Annotated in this window: 16 protein-coding genes; 12 read left to right on the top strand and 4 right to left on the bottom strand. The window is 71.6% G+C overall.

Going from position 1 to position 17,986, the window contains the following annotated elements; genetic code table 11:
* Positions 1-5: 5 nt before the first annotated feature.
* The 3 genes from OHA73_RS03835 to OHA73_RS03825 all read left to right on the top strand — a co-directional run bounded on the left by OHA73_RS03835 (position 6) and on the right by OHA73_RS03825 (position 3,653).
* Entirely contained in the window at positions 6-1,964 is a 1,959-nt protein-coding gene (locus tag OHA73_RS03835) for a fumarate reductase/succinate dehydrogenase flavoprotein subunit (protein ID WP_327654170.1), read from the top strand.
* Complete coding sequence (locus OHA73_RS03830) at positions 1,961-2,707, top strand: succinate dehydrogenase/fumarate reductase iron-sulfur subunit (RefSeq protein WP_266717388.1); 747 nt, start codon at positions 1,961-1,963, stop codon at positions 2,705-2,707. Before OHA73_RS03835 ends, OHA73_RS03830 begins: the two co-directional genes overlap by 4 nt.
* A 202-nt stretch (positions 2,708-2,909) precedes the next feature.
* Positions 2,910-3,653 carry a dienelactone hydrolase family protein gene (locus OHA73_RS03825; RefSeq protein WP_327654169.1) on the top strand — a complete coding sequence of 248 codons (744 nt, stop codon included), beginning with the start codon at positions 2,910-2,912 and terminating at the stop codon, positions 3,651-3,653.
* On the opposite strand, the gene OHA73_RS03820 is transcribed toward OHA73_RS03825, so the two are convergent.
* Complete coding sequence (locus tag OHA73_RS03820; RefSeq protein WP_327658401.1) at positions 3,650-6,031, bottom strand: excinuclease ABC subunit UvrA; 2,382 nt, start codon at positions 6,029-6,031, stop codon at positions 3,650-3,652. The two genes, OHA73_RS03825 and OHA73_RS03820, sit on opposite strands and share 4 nt — an antisense overlap.
* 183 nt (positions 6,032-6,214) lie before the next feature.
* Between OHA73_RS03820 and OHA73_RS03815 the strand changes: the two genes are divergently transcribed.
* Positions 6,215-7,843 (top strand): phosphodiester glycosidase family protein, encoded by a 1,629-nt coding sequence (locus OHA73_RS03815; RefSeq protein WP_327654168.1) that lies wholly within the window; start codon positions 6,215-6,217, stop codon positions 7,841-7,843.
* A 101-nt stretch (positions 7,844-7,944) separates the two neighbouring features.
* Positions 7,945-8,946 (top strand): alpha/beta hydrolase, encoded by a 1,002-nt coding sequence (locus tag OHA73_RS03810; protein WP_327654167.1) that lies wholly within the window; start codon positions 7,945-7,947, stop codon positions 8,944-8,946.
* A 9-nt stretch (positions 8,947-8,955) separates the two neighbouring features.
* Here OHA73_RS03810 and OHA73_RS03805 read toward each other — a convergent pair whose 3' ends face one another.
* Entirely contained in the window at positions 8,956-9,963 is a 1,008-nt protein-coding gene (locus OHA73_RS03805; protein WP_327654166.1) for an MsnO8 family LLM class oxidoreductase, read from the bottom strand.
* Positions 9,964-10,057: 94 nt separating this feature from the next.
* Here OHA73_RS03805 and OHA73_RS03800 point away from each other — a divergent pair, with 94 nt between their 5' ends.
* Positions 10,058-10,546 carry a phosphatase domain-containing protein gene (locus OHA73_RS03800; protein WP_443063028.1) on the top strand — a complete coding sequence of 163 codons (489 nt, stop codon included), beginning with the start codon at positions 10,058-10,060 and terminating at the stop codon, positions 10,544-10,546.
* Between the two features lie 291 nt (positions 10,547-10,837).
* On the opposite strand, the gene OHA73_RS03795 is transcribed toward OHA73_RS03800, so the two are convergent.
* On the bottom strand, positions 10,838-11,050 hold the full coding sequence (locus tag OHA73_RS03795) for a dodecin (protein WP_327654165.1): 213 nt from the start codon (positions 11,048-11,050) through the stop codon (positions 10,838-10,840).
* Positions 11,051-11,211: 161 nt separating this feature from the next.
* Here OHA73_RS03795 and OHA73_RS03790 point away from each other — a divergent pair, with 161 nt between their 5' ends.
* The 5 genes from OHA73_RS03790 to OHA73_RS03770 all read left to right on the top strand — a co-directional run bounded on the left by OHA73_RS03790 (position 11,212) and on the right by OHA73_RS03770 (position 16,323).
* The gene (locus tag OHA73_RS03790; protein WP_443063027.1) at positions 11,212-12,492 is read left to right on the top strand and encodes an extracellular solute-binding protein; all 1,281 of its coding nucleotides are present in this window, start codon (positions 11,212-11,214) and stop codon (positions 12,490-12,492) included.
* A 155-nt stretch (positions 12,493-12,647) separates the two neighbouring features.
* Positions 12,648-12,800 carry a hypothetical protein gene (locus tag OHA73_RS03785; protein ID WP_266717401.1) on the top strand — a complete coding sequence of 51 codons (153 nt, stop codon included), beginning with the start codon at positions 12,648-12,650 and terminating at the stop codon, positions 12,798-12,800.
* A gap of 189 nt (positions 12,801-12,989) precedes the next feature.
* Positions 12,990-14,282 carry a hypothetical protein gene (locus OHA73_RS03780; protein WP_327654163.1) on the top strand — a complete coding sequence of 431 codons (1,293 nt, stop codon included), beginning with the start codon at positions 12,990-12,992 and terminating at the stop codon, positions 14,280-14,282.
* Between the two features lie 113 nt (positions 14,283-14,395).
* Positions 14,396-14,974, top strand: coding sequence for a hypothetical protein (locus tag OHA73_RS03775; protein ID WP_327658400.1), 579 nt, complete (start codon positions 14,396-14,398; stop codon positions 14,972-14,974).
* A complete protein-coding gene (locus OHA73_RS03770; RefSeq protein ID WP_327654162.1) occupies positions 14,971-16,323 on the top strand; it encodes an MFS transporter in 1,353 nt (450 codons plus the stop codon). The genes OHA73_RS03775 and OHA73_RS03770 overlap by 4 nt, the downstream gene beginning before the upstream one ends.
* A 58-nt stretch (positions 16,324-16,381) precedes the next feature.
* On the opposite strand, the gene OHA73_RS03765 is transcribed toward OHA73_RS03770, so the two are convergent.
* Positions 16,382-16,969 (bottom strand): TetR/AcrR family transcriptional regulator, encoded by a 588-nt coding sequence (locus OHA73_RS03765; RefSeq protein WP_267072144.1) that lies wholly within the window; start codon positions 16,967-16,969, stop codon positions 16,382-16,384.
* Between the two features lie 138 nt (positions 16,970-17,107).
* On the opposite strand from OHA73_RS03765, the gene OHA73_RS03760 reads away from it, so the two are divergent.
* Entirely contained in the window at positions 17,108-17,974 is an 867-nt protein-coding gene (locus tag OHA73_RS03760) for a class I SAM-dependent methyltransferase (RefSeq protein WP_327654161.1), read from the top strand.
* Positions 17,975-17,986 lie beyond the last annotated feature (12 nt).

The following is a 17,986-nucleotide window of genomic DNA, read 5'->3' as shown; positions in this document are numbered from 1 at the left end:
GAGACATGACTGTATCCACGGAGTATGCGGACTACTCAACCGGCGAACCGGTCGTCGACACCAAGGCCCCGCAAGGCCCCGTCAACGAGCGCTGGGACACCCGTCGCTTCGAGGCCAAGCTGGTCAACCCGGCCAACCGCCGCAAGCACACCGTCATCGTCGTGGGCACGGGCCTCGCGGGCGGCTCCGCCGGGGCCACCCTCGCCGAACAGGGCTACCACGTCGTCCAGTTCTGCTACCAGGACTCGCCGCGCCGCGCCCACTCGATCGCCGCGCAGGGCGGCATCAACGCCGCGAAGAACTACCGCAACGACGGCGACTCGGTGCACCGCCTGTTCTACGACACCGTCAAGGGCGGCGATTTCCGCGCCCGCGAGTCCAATGTGCACCGCCTCGCGCAGATCTCCGTCGAGATCATCGACCAGTGTGTCGCGCAGGGTGTGCCCTTCGCCCGCGAGTACGGCGGCCTCCTCGACACCCGCTCCTTCGGCGGTGTGCAGGTGTCCCGTACGTTCTACGCCCGCGGTCAGACGGGACAGCAGCTGCTGCTCGGCGCCTACCAGGCCCTCAGCCGCCAAGTCGCCGCAGGGAACATCGAGTTGCACCCGCGCACCGAGATGCTCGACCTCGTCATCGTCGACGGCAAGGCCCGCGGCATCGTCGCCCGCGATCTCATCACCGGCAAGATCGACACGTACTTCGCGGACGCCGTCGTGCTCGCCTCCGGCGGCTACGGCAACGTCTTCTACCTGTCGACGAACGCCATGAACTCCAACGCGACGGCGATCTGGCGCGCCCACCGGCGCGGCGCCTACTTCGCCAACCCGTGCTTCACGCAGATCCACCCGACGTGCATCCCGCGCACCGGCGACCACCAGTCGAAGCTGACCCTGATGTCGGAGTCGCTGCGCAACGACGGCCGCATCTGGGTGCCGAAGGCGAAGGGCGACACACGTCCCGCGGGCGAGATCCCCGAGGACGAGCGCGATTACTACCTGGAGCGCATCTACCCGGCGTTCGGCAACCTCGTGCCTCGTGACATCGCTTCCCGCGCCGCGAAGAACGTGTGCGACGAGGGCAGGGGAGTGGGTCCCGGCGGGCAGGGTGTGTACCTCGACTTCGCCGATGCCATCAAGCGCATGGGCAAGAAGGCCGTCGAGGCCAAGTACGGCAACCTCTTCGACATGTACGCGCGGATCACCGACGAGGACCCGTACAAGACGCCGATGCGGATCTACCCCGCCGTGCACTACACGATGGGCGGCCTGTGGGTCGACTACGACCTCCAGACCACCATCCCCGGGCTCTTCGCGGTCGGCGAGGCCAACTTCTCCGACCACGGCGCCAACCGGCTCGGTGCCTCCGCGCTGATGCAGGGCCTCGCGGACGGCTACTTCGTCCTCCCGGCCACCATCAACGACTACCTCGCCAAGCACCCGCACACGGACGAGGTGAACGCCGAACACCCGGCCACCGTCGAGGTCGTGCGCGAGACCGAGGAGCGGCTCGCGAAGCTGCTCGCGGTCGACGGCGACCGCACGCCCGACTCCTTCCACCGCGAACTCGGCGAGCTCATGTGGGAGTTCTGCGGCATGGCCCGCACCGACGCGGGGCTGCGCAAGGCGCTCGACCGGATCCCGCAGATCCGCGAGGAGTTCTGGCGCCGCATCAAGGTGCCCGGCGTCGGCGAGGAGTTCAACCAGTCCCTGGAGAAGGCCAACCGCATCATCGACTACATCGAGCTCGCCGAGCTGATGTGCCTCGACGCGCTGCACCGCGCCGAGTCCTGCGGCGGTCACTTCCGCGAGGAGTCGCAGACCCCCGACGGCGAGGCCGCCCGCGTCGACGAGGAGTTCTCCTACGCGGCCGCCTGGGAGTTCACCGGTACCGGCGCTGCCCCCACCCTGCACAAGGAAGACCTGGTCTTCGAGTACGTCCACCCCACTCAGCGGAGCTACGCATGAAGCTCACCCTGCGCGTCTGGCGCCAGAAGAACGCCGACGCCGACGGCCACATGTCCACGTACGACGTGGACGGAATCTCGCAGGACATGTCGTTCCTGGAGATGCTCGACACCCTCAACGAGGAGCTCATCCTCAAGGGTGAGGACCCGGTCGCCTTCGACCACGACTGCCGCGAGGGCATCTGCGGCGCCTGCTCGCTCGTCATCAACGGCGACGCGCACGGCCCGGAGCGCACCACCACCTGTCAGCTGCACATGCGGTCCTTCAAGGACGGCGACACGATCGACATCGAGCCGTGGCGCGCCTCCGCCTTCCCGGTCGTGAAGGACCTGGTCGTGGACCGCTCGGCCTTCGACCGGATCATCCAGGCCGGCGGCTACATCACGGCCCCGACGGGCGCCGCCCCCGAGGCACACTCCACACCCGTGCCCAAGCCGGACGCGGACTTCTCCTTCGAGCACGCCGAGTGCATCGGCTGCGGCGCCTGCGTCGCCGCCTGCCCCAACGGCGCGGCGATGCTGTTCACCTCGGCGAAGATCAACCACCTCAACGTCCTCCCGCAGGGCGCTCCCGAGCGCGAGACCCGCGTCCTCGACATGGTGGGTCAGATGGACGAGGAGGGCTTCGGCGGCTGCACCCTCACCGGCGAGTGCGCGACGGCCTGCCCGAAGGGCATCCCGCTGTTCTCCATCACCAGCATGAACAAGGAGTGGCTGCGCGCGAACCGCAAGGTCAGCCGCTGACCTTGCCGTAGGCGATAGGCGTCCCGCGAAGATCGCGGGGTGGGCGGGACCGGCGTGGTGCTCAACCTCCGGTCCCGTCATCGCGTTCCGCCACCGTCACAAAGATCCCCCCCGGCGCCCCTCGCCTGCTCGGAGTCAGGTTGCTCTGCCTGCGGCAGAACAGCGGCCGGACCGGGATCGACGATCACTACAGTCCAGTCTCATGACGACGAATACGAAGATCACGACGCGTACGGTCGAGTATCCGGCCGACGGGCTGACGATGATCGGGCACCTCGCGCTTCCGGCCGGTGTCGACCGCCGGCCCGCGGTGCTGCTCGGACCGGAGGGCACGGGGCTCAGTGACGTCGAGCGCCGCCGGGCCGATGCTCTCGCCGAGCTGGGATATGTAGCGCTGGCCTTCGACCTCCACGGCGGGCGCTATCTGAGCGACCCCGAGGAGATGCTGGCCCGTTGCATGCCACTGCTCGCTGATCCTTACCGGATGCGGGGCATCGGTCATGCGGCGCTCGACGTGTTGCGCACCGAACCGCGGACCGACCCCGACCGGATCGCCGCCGTCGGCTACGGCACCGGGGGCGCCATCGGGCTGGAACTCGGGCGCGACGGCGTCGACCTGCGCGCGATCGGGACAGTCAACGCACTGACCACGGGCCGACCGGGCGAGGCAGCGCGCATTCGCTGCCCGGTGTGGGCCGGGGTCGGGTCGGAAGACCCGATCATGGCACCCGCGCAACGCGAGGCGTTCACCGCTGAGATGCAGGCTGCGGGCGTCGACTGGCGCCTCGCGGTCTACGGCGGCGCCCTGCACGCCTTTCACCACCCGCAGGTCGACCACACCGTACGTCCCGGCGTCGGCTACCACCCACAGCACGCGCGGCGAGCCTGGCGCGACGTCGTCGACCTGCTCGCCGAGTGCCTGCCCGTCACGGCGGGCAGACCCTAGGGCAGTGCGCGTCCCAGGTATGGCGCCGTGGCGCTCTCGGGTGCGGCGGCGACCTCTCGTGGCGGGCCTGCCGCCACCACTCGGCCGCCCGCGCCGCCACCGCCGGGCCCCATGTCGACGACCCAGTCCGCCCCTGCCACCACCGCCATGTCGTGCTCGACCACGACCACGGAGTGCCCGGTGTCGACGAGGCCGTTCAGTTGCCGCAGCAGCACCTCGACGTCGGCCGGGTGCAGTCCGGTCGTCGGCTCGTCGAGGAGGTACAGGGTGTGGCCGCGCCGCACGCGCTGCAACTCGCTGGCCAGCTTAATGCGTTGGGCCTCGCCGCCCGACAGTTCGGTGGCGGGTTGCCCGAGTCGCAGATAGCCGAGGCCGACGTCGAGGAGCGTGCGCAGGCTGCGCAGTACGGGACGGGCCGCGGCAGCCGTCTCGTCGTCTGCCGCCTCGAAGAACTCCGCCGCGGACTCCACCGTCAGGTCGAGGACCTCGGCGATGTTCCGCCCCCGGTAAGTGACTTGGAGGGTCTCGGGGTTGTAGCGGGCGCCCGCGCAGTCCGGGCACGGCGTATACGTGCTCGGCAGGAACAGCAGCTCCACGCTGACGAAGCCCTCACCCTGGCATGTCTCGCAGCGCCCGCCGGTGACGTTGAACGAGAAGCGGCCGACGCCGTAGCCGCGCGTCTTCGCCTCGTCGGTCGCCGCGAAGAGTTTGCGTACGACGTCGAACAGGCCCGTGTACGTGGCCAGGTTGGAGCGGGGTGTGCGGCCGATGGGCTTCTGGTTCACGACCACGAGCCGGCCGACGCCCTCCAGGTCCTCGGTGATCTCGCCGATCAGCGTCGACTTCCCGGAACCGGAGACGCCCGTGACGGCGGTGAAGGCGCCCAGCGGGAGCTCGGCGGTGACGTCGACCAGGTTGTGCCGGGTCACCGGACCGACCTTCAACCAGCCGGTAGGCACCCGGACTTGGCGTTCGGTCGCCGGTTCCTCGGCGAAGAGGTAGCGGGCTGTCGCCGAGTCCGTGGTCTCGCGCAGGCCGTCCACGGGGCCGCTGTGCAGTACCAGGCCGCCGTGCTCCCCGGCCTGCGGGCCCACGTCGACCAGCCAGTCGGCGTGCCGCATGACGTCCAGGTGGTGCTCGACCACGAAGACGGAGTTGCCGGACGCCTTCAACCGGTCGAGGACGGTGAGGAGCGACTCGGTGTCGGCGGGGTGGAGGCCGGCCGACGGCTCGTCGAGGACGTACACGACGCCGAAGAGACCCGACCTCAACTGGGTGGCCAGCCGCAGCCGTTGGAGCTCACCCGAGGACAGGGTGGGCGTCGACCGGTCGAGGCTGAGGTACCCGAGGCCGAGCTCCGTGACCGTGGCGATGCGGGCCCGCAGGTCCTCGGTGAGCACGCGCGCCGTCTCGGACGTGTCGCCCTCGGTGGCCAGGAGGTCGGCGAGGTCCGCCAGCGGGACACCGGCGAGATCGGCGATCGTACGGCCCGCGAAGGTGACGGCCAGCGACTCCGCGCGCAGCCGGGCGCCGCCGCAGGCCGGACACGGCGTGCTCTCCAGGAACCGCTCCGCCTTCGCGCGCAGCGACTGACTCTTGGAGTCAGAGAAGGTCTTGAGCACGTACCGGTTCGCGCTCATGTACGTGCCTTGGTACGGGCGGTGGATTCGGCCCGCGTCCCGCACCGGGTGCACGGTCACCACCGGCTGCTCGTCCGTGAACAGGATCCAGTCCCGGTCCGCCTGCGCCAGCTCCCGCCACGGGCGGTCGACGTCGTAGCCCAGCGCGTCGAGGACGTCGCGCAGGTTCTTGCCCTGCCAGGCCCCCGGCCACGCCGCGATGGCCCCCTCACGGATCGACAACGAAGCGTCGGGCACCAGCAGTTCCTCGGTCGTGCGGTGCACCTGGCCGAGGCCGTGGCACGAAGGGCACGCCCCGGCCGCCGTGTTGGACGAGAACGCGTCCGAGTCGAGGCGCTCCGCGCCCTCCGGATACGTACCGGCTCGCGAGAACAGCATCCGCAGCGAGTTCGACAGCGTCGTGACCGTGCCGACCGAGGAGCGGGACGTCGGCGCCGAACGGCTCTGCTGAAGTGACACCGCGGGTGGCAGACCGCTGATCTCGCCGACCTTCGGCGCGCCGACCTGATGGATCAGCCGGCGGGCGTACGGGGCGACCGACTCGAAGTAGCGGCGCTGCGCCTCCGCGTAGATCGTGCCGAAGGCGAGCGAGGACTTGCCCGAGCCGGACACCCCCGTGAAGACCGCGAGGACGTCCCGCGGGATGTCGACGTCGACGCCCTTGAGGTTGTGCTCGCGGGCGCCGCGCACCCGCACGAGACCGTCGTGGCGGGGGTCGGGCGAGGTGGGGTGGTGCATGGGGCGGGCTCCCGGTCGTACGGACGGCTGTGCGGTCACGGTGTCGCACTCCATGATCCACCCCTGGCGTGGTCGCGGCGGCACGGAGAACGCCCGATGAATGATGTGCACACGCCTTGACTGGTGGTCATGGGCTCACGCACCGTTACGGAGGTCGTCATTCGGGCAGTGAGTGGGGGGCTTGTGAGCGGCAGACTGTTCGGCGTGGGCGCGGCGTTGTGCGCTCTCGCCCTCGTGGGTGCGGCGACCGCACCGGCCACGTCGTCACCGGCCCCCGCCTCGTCCGGTCCTCGCCACGGCGGCCTGCCCCTCGGCGCCGCCGACCTGTCCGAGACGCGGACGACACGGACACTGCAGCCGGGCGTGACGCTCACCCGGATCGTGCGCGGCGCCGATGCCCCGGCCATGGCGTGGACCGTGGAGGTCTCCATCCCGGGCGGCGCGGGATCGCCCGACCCGGACGCGCCGCCGACCGCCCTGAAGGACGCGGCCAGCGCCGCCGAACTCGCCTCCGACCTGCGCACGGACGGCTTCGACGCCCGCTCGGAGAAGGTCACCACCGCGGCGACCGCCGACTACGCGGGCGGCACGCTCGGCTGGCGGGTCCGCGTCGGCACCTTCACGACCGAGGCCGCTGCCACCGCCGAACGCACCCGGCTGCGCGCCGCCGGATACACCGGATCCGCCTGGTACACCGGCTGGGACGGGGACGCGGGGGACCGCGGCCCCTGGCGCGTCGACGTCCTGACCATCGACCCGAAGAAGTTCCACGGCGACCTCAAGGCCTCGTACGGCCCCGACCTGGAGAACCGCGAGACCACCAGCGCGCTCGCCGCCGCCGAGAACGCGACGGCCGGCGTCAATGCGGGCTTCTTCGTCCTCGACCCCAAGGCGGGCGCCCCCGGCGACCCGGCGGGCGTCGGCGTCTACAACGGCCGGCTGCTGAGCGAGGCGGTCAACGGCCGGCCCGGCCTCGTCGTCCACGACTCCGCGCGCGGCACCGAGGTGGAGCGGCTCACCTGGCGGGGGAGCGTCCGCGTCGGCGGGGCGAAACTGCCGCTCGACGGCATCGACCGCGTCCCCGGCCTGATCCGCAACTGCGGCGGCACCGCAGACGACTCCCCGACCGCCCGGCCGCTGCACGACACCACCTGCACCGACCCCGACGAACTCGTCGCGTTCACCCCGGAGTTCGGCAAGCAGACCCCGAAGGGCGACGGCGCCGAGGCCGTCCTGGACCGGGCCGGCCGGGTCGTCGAGGTGCGCTCGCCGCGCGGCGGCGCCCTGCCCGCCGGAGGCCGCAGCGTCCAGGTCACGGGCGCGTACGCGGCGCAGCTGACCGCCCTCGCCAAGATCGGTCAACCCCTCCGAATCCAGGGCGGGTTGAAGGACACCAAGGGGCGGCCCTTCACCGCCTCCCGCTCGACCAGCATCCTCAACGGCGGCCCCGAACTCGTCCGCGACGGCCGCCTCCATGTCACCCCGGCCACCGACGGCATGGTGCAGCCCGACAACCCGAGCTTCTACTACGGCTGGGTGCACAAGCGGAACCCGCGCACCCTCGCCGGCACGGACGCCGCCGGCCGCACCGTGCTCGTCACCGCCGACGGCCGCGGCACCGGATCCCTCGGCCTGAGCATCAACGAGAGCGCCGATGTCGCCAAGTCCCTCGGCCTGCGGGACGCCATCAACCTCGACGGCGGCGGCTCGACCACGATGGTCGTCGACGACCAGGTGATCAACGATCCGTCCGACGTGACCGGCGAACGCCCGGTCGGGGACGCGCTGTTGGTGCTCCCCGCGACCCACTGACCCGAGCTGACCCAAGCGGACACCCACTGACGCAAGCGGACACCCACTGACCCAAGCGGACATCCACTGACCCGAGCGCCGGACGAATCGAGGGAGCCGCCATGACCGCCGCCCTGACCCGCCGCACCAGACGCCTGCTGCTCGTCCTGGCCGCCCTGCTGCTCACCCTGGGTTCGGCGCCGCCGGCCCTCGCCGCCACGAAGTCGCGGCCCGCCGCCGAGGTCGTCGACGTCACTCAGGTCGCCGACCGTCAGGTGGACCTCTCCGTACGCGCGTCGGCGCTCGGCGGGCGCACGGTCAAGGTCCGCCTGCTCACCCCCGACGGCTGGAACCCGGACGACCGCACGAAGCACTGGCCCACGCTGTGGCTGCTGCACGGCTGCTGCGGCGACTACACGTCCTGGACGAACATGACGGACGTTGCCTCCGTGGAGAGCCTGCGCGACGTCCTCGTCGTGATGCCCGAGGCCGGCTGGAACGGCTGGTACAGCGACTGGTGGAACCACGGTGAGGGCGGCGATCCGGCCTGGGACACCTTCCACACCCGCGACCTGCGCCGCCTCCTGGAGAGCGACTGGGGCGCGGGCTCCCGCCGCGTCGTCGCGGGCCTCTCGATGGGCGGCCAGGGCGCGCTCCTGTACGCGGCCCGGCACCCGGGGATGTTCAAGGCGGCCGCGGCCTACTCCGGCTCCGCGCATCCGCTCCTGAACGACGAGTCGACGAGCCGCATCATGGGCTTCTTCGCGGGCCAGGGCGACGACCCGCAGCGTGTCTGGGGCGACCCCGTCGCGCAGCGCGACATCTGGGCGGCCCACGACCCGTACCACCTGGCCAAGCGCCTCAAGTCGCTCCCCGTGTACCTCTCCTGCGGCGACGGCACCGCGGGCCCGCTGGACCCGCCGGGCACCACCACCAATGCCCTGGAGGCCGACTTCAACCGCCAGAACCACGCCCTGGCCGCCCAGTTGAGGAAGGCGGGCGCCAAGCACCTCACCACCAACTTCTACGGCCCCGGAACCCACACCTGGCCGTACTGGCAACGCGAACTGCACGCGTCACTGCCGATGCTGCTGCACGGCCTCGGAGTGAAGGAGCGCACCTAGCGGGGCGTCCTAGCGGGGCGTCAGGCGCGCGATCCTGGCCAGACGGCGGAACGACTCCAGCAGGGCCTCACGGTCGTACGTACTGGTCGTCACCAGCACCTCCTGCGCCCCGCTCTCCTTGATCACCGCTTCCAGCTCGTCGGTGACCTGCTGCTCCGTGCCCACGATGTGGCCGCGCAGCCCGGACTCGTACAGCTCCCGCTCCTTCTCGGTCATGTCGAAGCCCGCGATGCGCTCGACGGGCGGCAGCGGCGGGAACGTGCCGTGCGTGCGCGAGTGCGCCATCGACCAGGCCTCGGGAGCGAGGATCCGGCGCGCCTCCGGCTCGCTGCCCGCCACGGCCACCGTCCCCGAGATCACGACGTACGGCTCCGCGGCCCAGGGCGAGGGGCGGAACTCGGTGCGGTAGCGGTCGATGCCGCGCAGCATCTTCTCGCGGGAGCGGAGGTCGCCGATCACCATCGGCAGACCGGCGTGGGCGGCGATCGAGGCGCCCTCTCCCATCGCGAGCACGAACGGCGGGACGGCCAGGCCCTCGGCGGGGCGGGCGTGCACGCGCGTGGGCGACGTACCGGTGAAGAACGCCAGGAGTTCGTCGAGCTGCGCCGCGAAGTCGTCGGCGTCGTCCTTGTCCCGGCCGAGCGCCTTGCGCACCCCGCCCGTGAACCCGACCGAGCGGCCGAGCCCCATGTCGATCCGGCCGGGGAACAGCGACTCCAGGACCCCGAACTGCTCGGCCACGACCAGGGGCTGGTGGTTGGGCAGCATGACACCGCCGGTGCCGACGCGGATGGTGCGGGTCGCCGCCGCGACGGCCGCCGCGAGCACGGTCGGCGCGGAACCGGCGACGCCCGGCACCCCGTGGTGCTCCGAGACCCACAGGCGGCTGTAGCCGAGGCGCTCCAGGTCCTGTGCCAGGGAAACGGTGTCGCGCAGCGCGTCCTGGTCGGAGTGGCCCTCGCGGGTGCGGGAGCGGTCCAGGACGGAGAAGCGGGTCGATTCGATCACGGTGCTCACACCTTGGTTCAACGCCGTGGCGTCCCAGGGATTCCCGGGCCGCGCAGGGTCTTCCACGTAAGCCGCGAAGGGCCTTCCGCATAAGCTGAGCGACATGCCCAGTGACAGACGCCCCCTCGCCGTGTTCGACCTCGACGGCACCCTCGCGGACACCGCGCACCGCCAGCGGTTCCTGGAGCGCAGGCCGCGGGACTGGGACGCGTTCTTCGCGGCCGCGCCGCACGATCCGCCGCTCGCCGAGGGGATCGCGCTCGTCCTCTCGTACGTGGCGGAATGCGACGTCGTCTATCTGACCGGGCGCCCGGAGCGGTGCCGGGCCGACACCGCTGCCTGGCTCGCGGCGCAGAAGCTGCCGGAGGGGCCGGTCCACATGCGGCGCAATGACGACCGCAGGCCGGCCCGGCGCACCAAGCTGGACGTCCTGCGCCGCATAGCGCGCGGCCGGGAGGTCCGGGCGTTCGTGGACGACGACGAGCTGGTCTGCGACGAGGCGGAGCGCGCCGGATTCACCGTCGTACGGGCCCGCTGGGCGAGCACGTCGGCGGCGTTGAATGACGCGCAGGAGCGCGAGGGGCGGACCTGAGCCGGGGCGGGCTCAGCCCTAGGGCCCTTCTGACGGATCCTGCTGGAGTCGCTGGGTCTGGCACGCACATCTGCTGCGTTGTCGTCGGTTGCCAACTCCCCCACCCTCGAACCAGGCTTCGCCAGGCTCGGGCGGGAGGTACCCCCTTCGCGTTGACGCCCTCCTCCGCCTTGCAGCTGCACGCTTCCCCAAGCTCTCGGCTTCGCTCGAGCAGGGGAGGCCCCATTACCCCGCTCGCCGGAACCGAACATTCACGGCCTCCCGCGTCCAGCCTGATCCGTCAGAAGGACCCTAGTCGTCCTCCAGGCGGAAGCCGACCTTCAGGCCGACCTGCCAGTGCTCGACCTGGCCCTCGACGATCTGCCCCCTGACCTGCGTGACCTCGAACCAGTCGAGGTTGCGCACGGTCTGCGAGGCGCGCGCGATCCCATTGCGGACCGCCTCGTCCACGCCTTCGTGAGAGGTGCCGACGATCTCGGTGACGCGATACGTGTGGTTCGACATGGTTCCACCGTGCCCCAGCGGGGCGTGGCCCGCCATCCGTATGCCACACCTCTTGACCCCTCCGTTGGTCTATACCAAACTCCCTGAACACCCGTACGAGCCGTGCGCTCATCCCCCACGTCGGGCCGACCTTCCCTGTCCGCAGGCAGAAAGTGACCGACGTGAACTCCCGCCGCCCCGCCCTGACTTTCACTTCCCTCCTCGCCACCGCCGCGCTGCTCACCGGATGCGGAGCCCTGCCGGGCACGGGGGAGGGGGAGAAGACGGTCACCGTGTGGCTGATGCGGGGCAGCGCGTCGGAGGACTTCGTCAAACGCTTCACGGCGGACTTCGAGGACCGGCACGACGGCATCACCCTCGACATCCGCATCCAGGACTGGACCGGGATCGGCGCCAAGGTCACCAAGGCGCTCGGCAAGGAGCGCGGCGACGAGTCCGGCGCACCCGACGTCATCGAGGTCGGCAACACCCAGGTCCCGCAGTACGTCGAGGGGGACGGCCTGCTCGACCTCTCCCTGGAGTCCGCGCGCGACCTCGGCATGCACGACTGGCTGCCCGGCCTCGCCGAGCCCGGCGTCGACACCTCCCGGCAGTACGGCATTCCCTGGTACGCGGCCAACCGGGTCGTCATCTACAACAAGGACCTCTTCCGGCAGGCGGGCATCGACAAGCCGCCCACCACGCGTGCCCAATGGCTGGACGCGACACGGGAGTTGAACTCCGGCGGCACCCAGGGCATCTACCTCGCGGGACAGGACTGGTACACGCTCTCCGGGTTCATCTGGGACGAGGGCGGCCACCTCGCCAAGGAGTCCTCGGGTGTCTGGTCCGGCACCCTGGCGACCCCCGCCGCGCTGCGCGGCATGGCCTTCTACCGGCAACTCCAGGCGCTCGGCGGTGGCCCCAAGGACGCCGACGAGGAACACCCGCCGCAGGCCGAGCAGTTCGCGCGCGGCGACATCGCGCAGATCATCTCCGTGCCGGGCGCCACCCAGCTCATCCTCCAGAAGAACCCGGAACTGAAGGGCAAGTTGGGCTACTTCCCGATCCCCGGCAAGACGTCGAGCAGGCCGGGAACGGTGTTCACCGGCGGCTCCGACCTGGTCGTGCCGGCGAACACCGACGACCGGAACGGCGCCGTCGAGGTCGTGAAGGCGCTGGCCGGCGAGAAGTGGAACACCGACCTGGCCCGCACCATGAACTACGTACCGAACAAGACCACCCTCGCCGGCGCGGTCGCGGGCGAGCCGGGCGTGGCCGCGATGGCCGTCGGCGCCGCCCACGGCAAGGCGACGCCCCGCTCGCCGCTGTGGCCGAACGTGGAGGCGGGCGACAACCCCATCAAGAAGTACATGTCCAAGGTCCTCGCCGGCGGCGACCCGTCGACGGAGGCGGAGCGGGCCTCCCGGGAGATCACCCACCGCCTCGACGAGCGCGGCTAGGGCACCCCGTTAACGATCAGTTCGAGCCGATTTCCCCTCGTCGTTGGCTCGTTCACTTTACCGACCTTTGACATTTTCTTGGGGCCCCTTTTACGCTCGGCCGGGCGGTACGGATCTTGGTCGTACCGCTGTCCCCACCCATTACGGAGGTCGACATGGAGAAGCTCGTCAAGAAGATGGCCCAGGACGCCAACTGGCAGGGCTGGGTCGCCGCCAACTCGGCGACGGCCGCCAAGGACGGCTGCATCAGCGCGGCCCCCAAGGCGGGCTGCATCAGCGCCGCCCCGAAGACCGGCTGCATTTCCTGAAGCAGGACGCACCCGGTCGCATGATCAAGGGCTGCGGCTGAACACCGGCCCAGGTGACAGCGGCGGTCCCCGGAGCGGGCCGCGGTCGGACCGACAGGACCGGCCCGGCCCGCCTCCAGGCGGCGTACGGGCGACAGTGAGCGCCCCGCCCGCCTCACCCCCCACGTTCCCGATCCTCCGAGGACGACCATGGACGGTCAGCCGACGGCCGACGTCATAGAGCAGGTCAAGGACATACCGATCTACCGCGACTCCGTCGCGCGCGGCCACTTCCCCGTGCTGGAGAAGCCCGAGATCGCCCGCGGATTCCCGGACAACTGGATGACGCCGCCGCTGGAGGCCGCCCTCGCGGCCGGCGAGGCGGAGTACGTCCTGTCCACCGGCACCAACCACGCGCGGATGCAGCTCATCCGACCCCCCTACTTCCTGCTCCGCTCCTACTACCGGCTGTGGAGCGAGCACCCCGACATCGCGCACACCTGGCGGGACGGCTGCCGACGCGCCTCCCTCACCACCGTCCTGGCGACCGAACACGTGGCCCGCGTCAACGCGAAGAAGCGCGGCGGGCAGGACGGGAACGACGGCCACGCGAGTACCCCGGACGCCGAACCCTCCCTGGAGGACCGGCGGTTGGACGAGCGCACCGTCTACCTCAACCTGCGGCTCGATCCCGCCCTGTGGGAGCGTGCCGATGTCGAGCGCATGCTCGGCGAGCTGCGCGCGATCGCCGCCTCGCACCCCGAGGGCCGCTACCACCTGGACTGCTCCGGCTACCACCTGGCGCACCTCGTGCGCCATGCCGAGGACGCCGGACTGTGGGAGGACCCGGGGGCGTTCCCGCGCCCGGCGAGCATCATCACCGCGTACGAGTACACGCCGAGGAACGTGCGCCGCTTCCTGGAGAGCCGCTTCGACTGCCCGGTCGTCGACCTCTTCGGCAGCACCGAGCTCGGCTACCTCTTCTACAGCGACCGCACCGGCAGTTACCGCCCGTACCTGGAGGGGATGAGCGTCGAGCTCCTCCCCGTCACCCCGGGCAGCACCCTCTACTCCCTCATCGTCACCAGCGTCCGTAACCCGCACATGCCGCTGGTCCGCTATCGCTCCGGCGACTGCGCCCGTACGCGGGACGGCTCGCCGGACCCCGAGAAGATCGTCTCGTTCTGCGGCCGGGAGAAGGAGCTCCTCGACGGGCCGGACGGGCCCGTCGCGGCGGGCGACCTGGACGAGCGGGTCGGCGCCGCCTCACCCCGCGTCTTCGTGCACCAACTGCTGCTGCTGGAGGGTGAGTCGGAGGGGAGTGGGCCACAGTCGGCCGTGCTCCGCTGCACCACCTTCGACGGCAAGCCGCTCGGCACGGACGAGTCCGAAGCACTGGGGCGCTCCGTCTCCGCGCTGACCGGGCGCGCCTGCCGCGTCGAACACCGGGACCACATCCCCATCGGCGCCTCCGGCAAGTATGCCTGGCTGGCGAGGAGTTGAGGAGGAGCCCCCATGCGGGGGAGTGAGGGCCGGGACGTACCCGGGAAGCACCGAGGGAAGCACCTGAGGGGAACGACGTGAACGACCAGAACCACGTGGATAACCAGAGCCACATGGGCAACCAGAACGACCCGCATGAGGCGCCCGCCGCGACCGTCGCCGGTGAGGACCTTCGCGAACTGCTCGGGCACGACCTGCACGGCGAGGTGGTCGCGTACTTCGTGAAGGAGACCGGCGAGGAGGAGACCGGCGAGGAACGCGCCTACGTGGAGCGGCAGATCACCGAGTGCCTCCGCTACCTCTACCTCGTCTCGAAGTACCGCGAGCGGCTCAGTGGCCTCTTCCTCCCCGTCGAGCAGGCCATTGACGAGATCTGGCACTACCTGATCCTGCAGACCCGCGAGTACGTCGCCCTGTGCGAGGAGCGCCTGCCGGGCCGGTACTTCATCCACCATCGCAGCATCGCCTACGAGGACTACCAGGCCGAGCCGGGCCGCGAGCAGGTCGCCGAGGAGGCGCTGCGCTGGATCCCGCTGCACTGCCGGGAGTTCGGGCCCTTCGACGAGGGTGCGCTGCCGCACTGGACCATCGTGCGCTACCTGCACCAGCACCTGGGCATGCCGCTGGACGAGATCGCGGCGCTCGAACCGATGGCGCCGAGCGCCCCCGCCGAGCCGATGGGCGCGGCGTGACCTCTGCGGCACGGTCCCCGCAGGCCGGACGGCCGACGCCCGAACACCCCGCGCAGCGGCGGGTGCTGGCCGTCCTCGTCCTCTGCCAGGCCCTGAGCGGGGCGGGCCTCGCCGCAGGCATCACCGTGGGGGCGTTGCTCGCCGAGCAGATGCTGGGCTCCACGGGTCTTGCCGGGCTGCCCAGCGCGCTGTTCACCGGGGGCGCCGCGCTCGGGTCGGTGGGCATCGGGCGGCTCTGCCAGCGGTGGGGCCGCCGCCCCGGACTCGCCCTGGGGTACGGGACCGGCGCGGTCGGCAGCCTCGGCGTCGTGCTCGCCGCGGTCGCGGGCAGCGTGCCGCTGCTGTTCGTCTCCCTGCTGGTGTACGGCGCGGGCACGGCCGCCAACCTCCTCGCCCGGTACGCCGGGGCCGACCTCGCCTCGCCCGCGCGGCGCGGCCGGGCGGTCAGCACCGTCCTGTTCGCGACGACGTTCGGGGCGGTCATCGGCCCCAACCTCGTCCACGCGACGGGCAATTGGGCGCACGCCTGGGGCATACCGCGCCTCGCGGGCCCCTTCCTGCTCGCCACGGTCGCGTACGGTGCGGCCTCCGTGGCCCTGGCCGTCCTCCTGCGCCCCGACCCGCTGCTGCTCTCGCGCGAGCGAGCGGCCGAGGAGCAGGCGGCGGAGCGGGTGTCGGCCACCGGAAACGCAGGACGTACGGACACCCGCGGCGTGGCCACCGGCACCGCCGTCATGGTCCTCACCCAGCTCGTGATGATCGCTGTCATGACGATGACACCGGTCCACATGCAGGCCCACGGGCACGGTACCCAGGCCACGGGCCTGGTCATCGCCCTGCACGTGGGTGCCATGTATCTGCCGTCCCCGCTCACGGGACTCCTTGTCGACCGCATCGGACGGCTGTGGCTGGCCGCGGCCTCCGGGGCGACGCTGCTCGCGGCGGGTGCGCTCGCCGCCCTGGCGCCGCCGCACTCCGTGGCCGCGCTCGCCACGGCCCTGGTCCTGCTGGGCCTCGGCTGGAACTTCGGCCTCGTCAGCGGCACCGCCCTCATCACGGACGCGCTCCCCGTGGCCACCCGGGCCCGCACCCAGGGCCTCGTCGACGTCGGCATCTCCCTCGCGGGCGCCACGGGCGGGGCGGCCTCCGGCGCGGTGGTGGCGGGCGCCGGCTTCCCCGCCCTGGGCCTGGGCGGCGGCCTCCTGGCCGTACTCCTCACCCCGCTGGCCCTGCTGCGGCACCGCACGCGGAGCCGCCAGGCCGACGCCGGAACGGACAAGCCGCCCAAGTCCGCGGTCCCAGAGGGCAGGTCCGCTACCGGTGCGGCCGCGGAGCCCGCGGGCCACTAGGCCTTGTTCTCGAACTCCCGTCAACGCCGTCGGGCAGACGGGAGTTTGAAGACAGGGTCTATGACCTGCACACCAACGCGGCCACCAGTCGCGTCATTTCGGGCCGCGGGTCCGGTGCGCCCGGCCAGCTCGTCATCAGAAGGTGATGGGCGGTGCCGACGACGGCGAGGGCCGTCGCGCCCGCGTCGAGGGCCCGCGCCACCCGGCCGAGCTCCCGCTCGGCCTCCAAATAGCCGGTGACGGCCTCCTGGATGGTCGCGAAGCCGGGCGCCCCGCCCTCCAGTGCCTCGCGGACGCGCAGCGCGGCGGCGGGGCGGGTCATGGCGAGGCCCGAGACGGCAGGGCCACCGGAGTCGAACAGCGCCTGGGCGACGTCGTCGACGTTCCCCGCCACCGTGCCCTTTCCGACGAGCTCCGACAGTGCCCGCGCCTTCGTCGCGGTCCGCGCGAAGCGGTCCAGGCAGAGTTCGGCCACGAACTCGTCGAGCCCCGCGAAGTGCGTGTGCAGCAGCCCCTTGGCGCAGCCCGCCTCGGTGGTCACGGACCGACTGGTGAGCGCGCCAGGGCCGTCCCTCTGCACGACGCGCTCGGCGGCCGCGAACAGTCGCTCGCGCACATCGGGCGTCGCCACTCCGCGCGGTGACATGGGCCCCTCTTCCGTTCCGGTTCCGCTGCCCGCGAGGGGCACGACATCCCGGATGGTAGCGGGGATTGCCAGGTTGGGCACATGCCCATACTGTTTGGGCGCACGCCCATTCTCCGTCCTTCACCCGAGGAGGCCCCCGTGCCGGACATCGTCAACACAGAGCAGGCGCATGCGTGGAACGGCCCGGAAGGCGCCCACTGGGCCCGGCACCAGGACCGCTGGAACGCCGTCAACGAGGGGTTCAACGCCCCGCTCCTCGCCGCCGCCCGGGTCGCCGGGCGCGAACGGGTCCTCGACCTCGGCTGCGGCTCCGGGCAGACCACACGCCTCGCCGCGCTCCGGGTGCCCCACGGTTACGCGGTGGGCCTCGACCTGTCGGGCCCCATGCTGGCCGAGGCGCGGGCCCGCGCGAACCGGGAGGGCATCGCCAACATTTCCTTCACGCAGGGCGACGCGCAGACGCATCCCTTCGAGGCGGGCGCGTTCGACGCGGGGATCAGTCGCTACGGGGTGATGTTCTACGCCGACCCTGAAGCGGCCTTCGCCAACGTCGGCAGGGCGCTGCGCCCCGGCGGCCGCCTGGCCTTCGTCTGCCCGGCCGCCGCCGCCCTCAACGACTGGGTCGCGGCGATGGCATCCCTGCGCGGCGTCCTGCCGGTCGGCGACCTCGGGCGGGCGGGGCTGCCCGGCATGTTCTCCCTCGCCGACCCGGACCGCATCCGCGAGGTACTCGCCGCGGCCGGCTTCACCGCCGTCACCGTCAACCAGGCGCAGGCCCACGGGACATGGGGGACCGGCGCCGAGGACGCGGCGGAGTTCTTGCTGGGGACCGGCCCTGGCCGCCACCTGATGGAGCAGACCGGCGCGGGCGCGCAGGCCCGCGCCCGCGGCACCCTGACGGACCACCTGCGCGGTTTCGAGGCGGCGGACGGGACGGTCCGGCTGCTCAGCACGTCCTGGCTGGTCACAGCGGACCGTCCCGCCGGCCCGTCGGACAGGTCCTGAGGGCCCCGCCTA

Origin of the sequence: Streptomyces sp. NBC_00483 (assembly GCF_036013745.1) — a bacterium.
GTDB lineage: Bacteria > Actinomycetota > Actinomycetes > Streptomycetales > Streptomycetaceae > Streptomyces.
The sequence above is the reverse complement of the archived record's forward strand: the minus strand, read 5'-3'. Positions and strand labels throughout refer to the sequence as shown.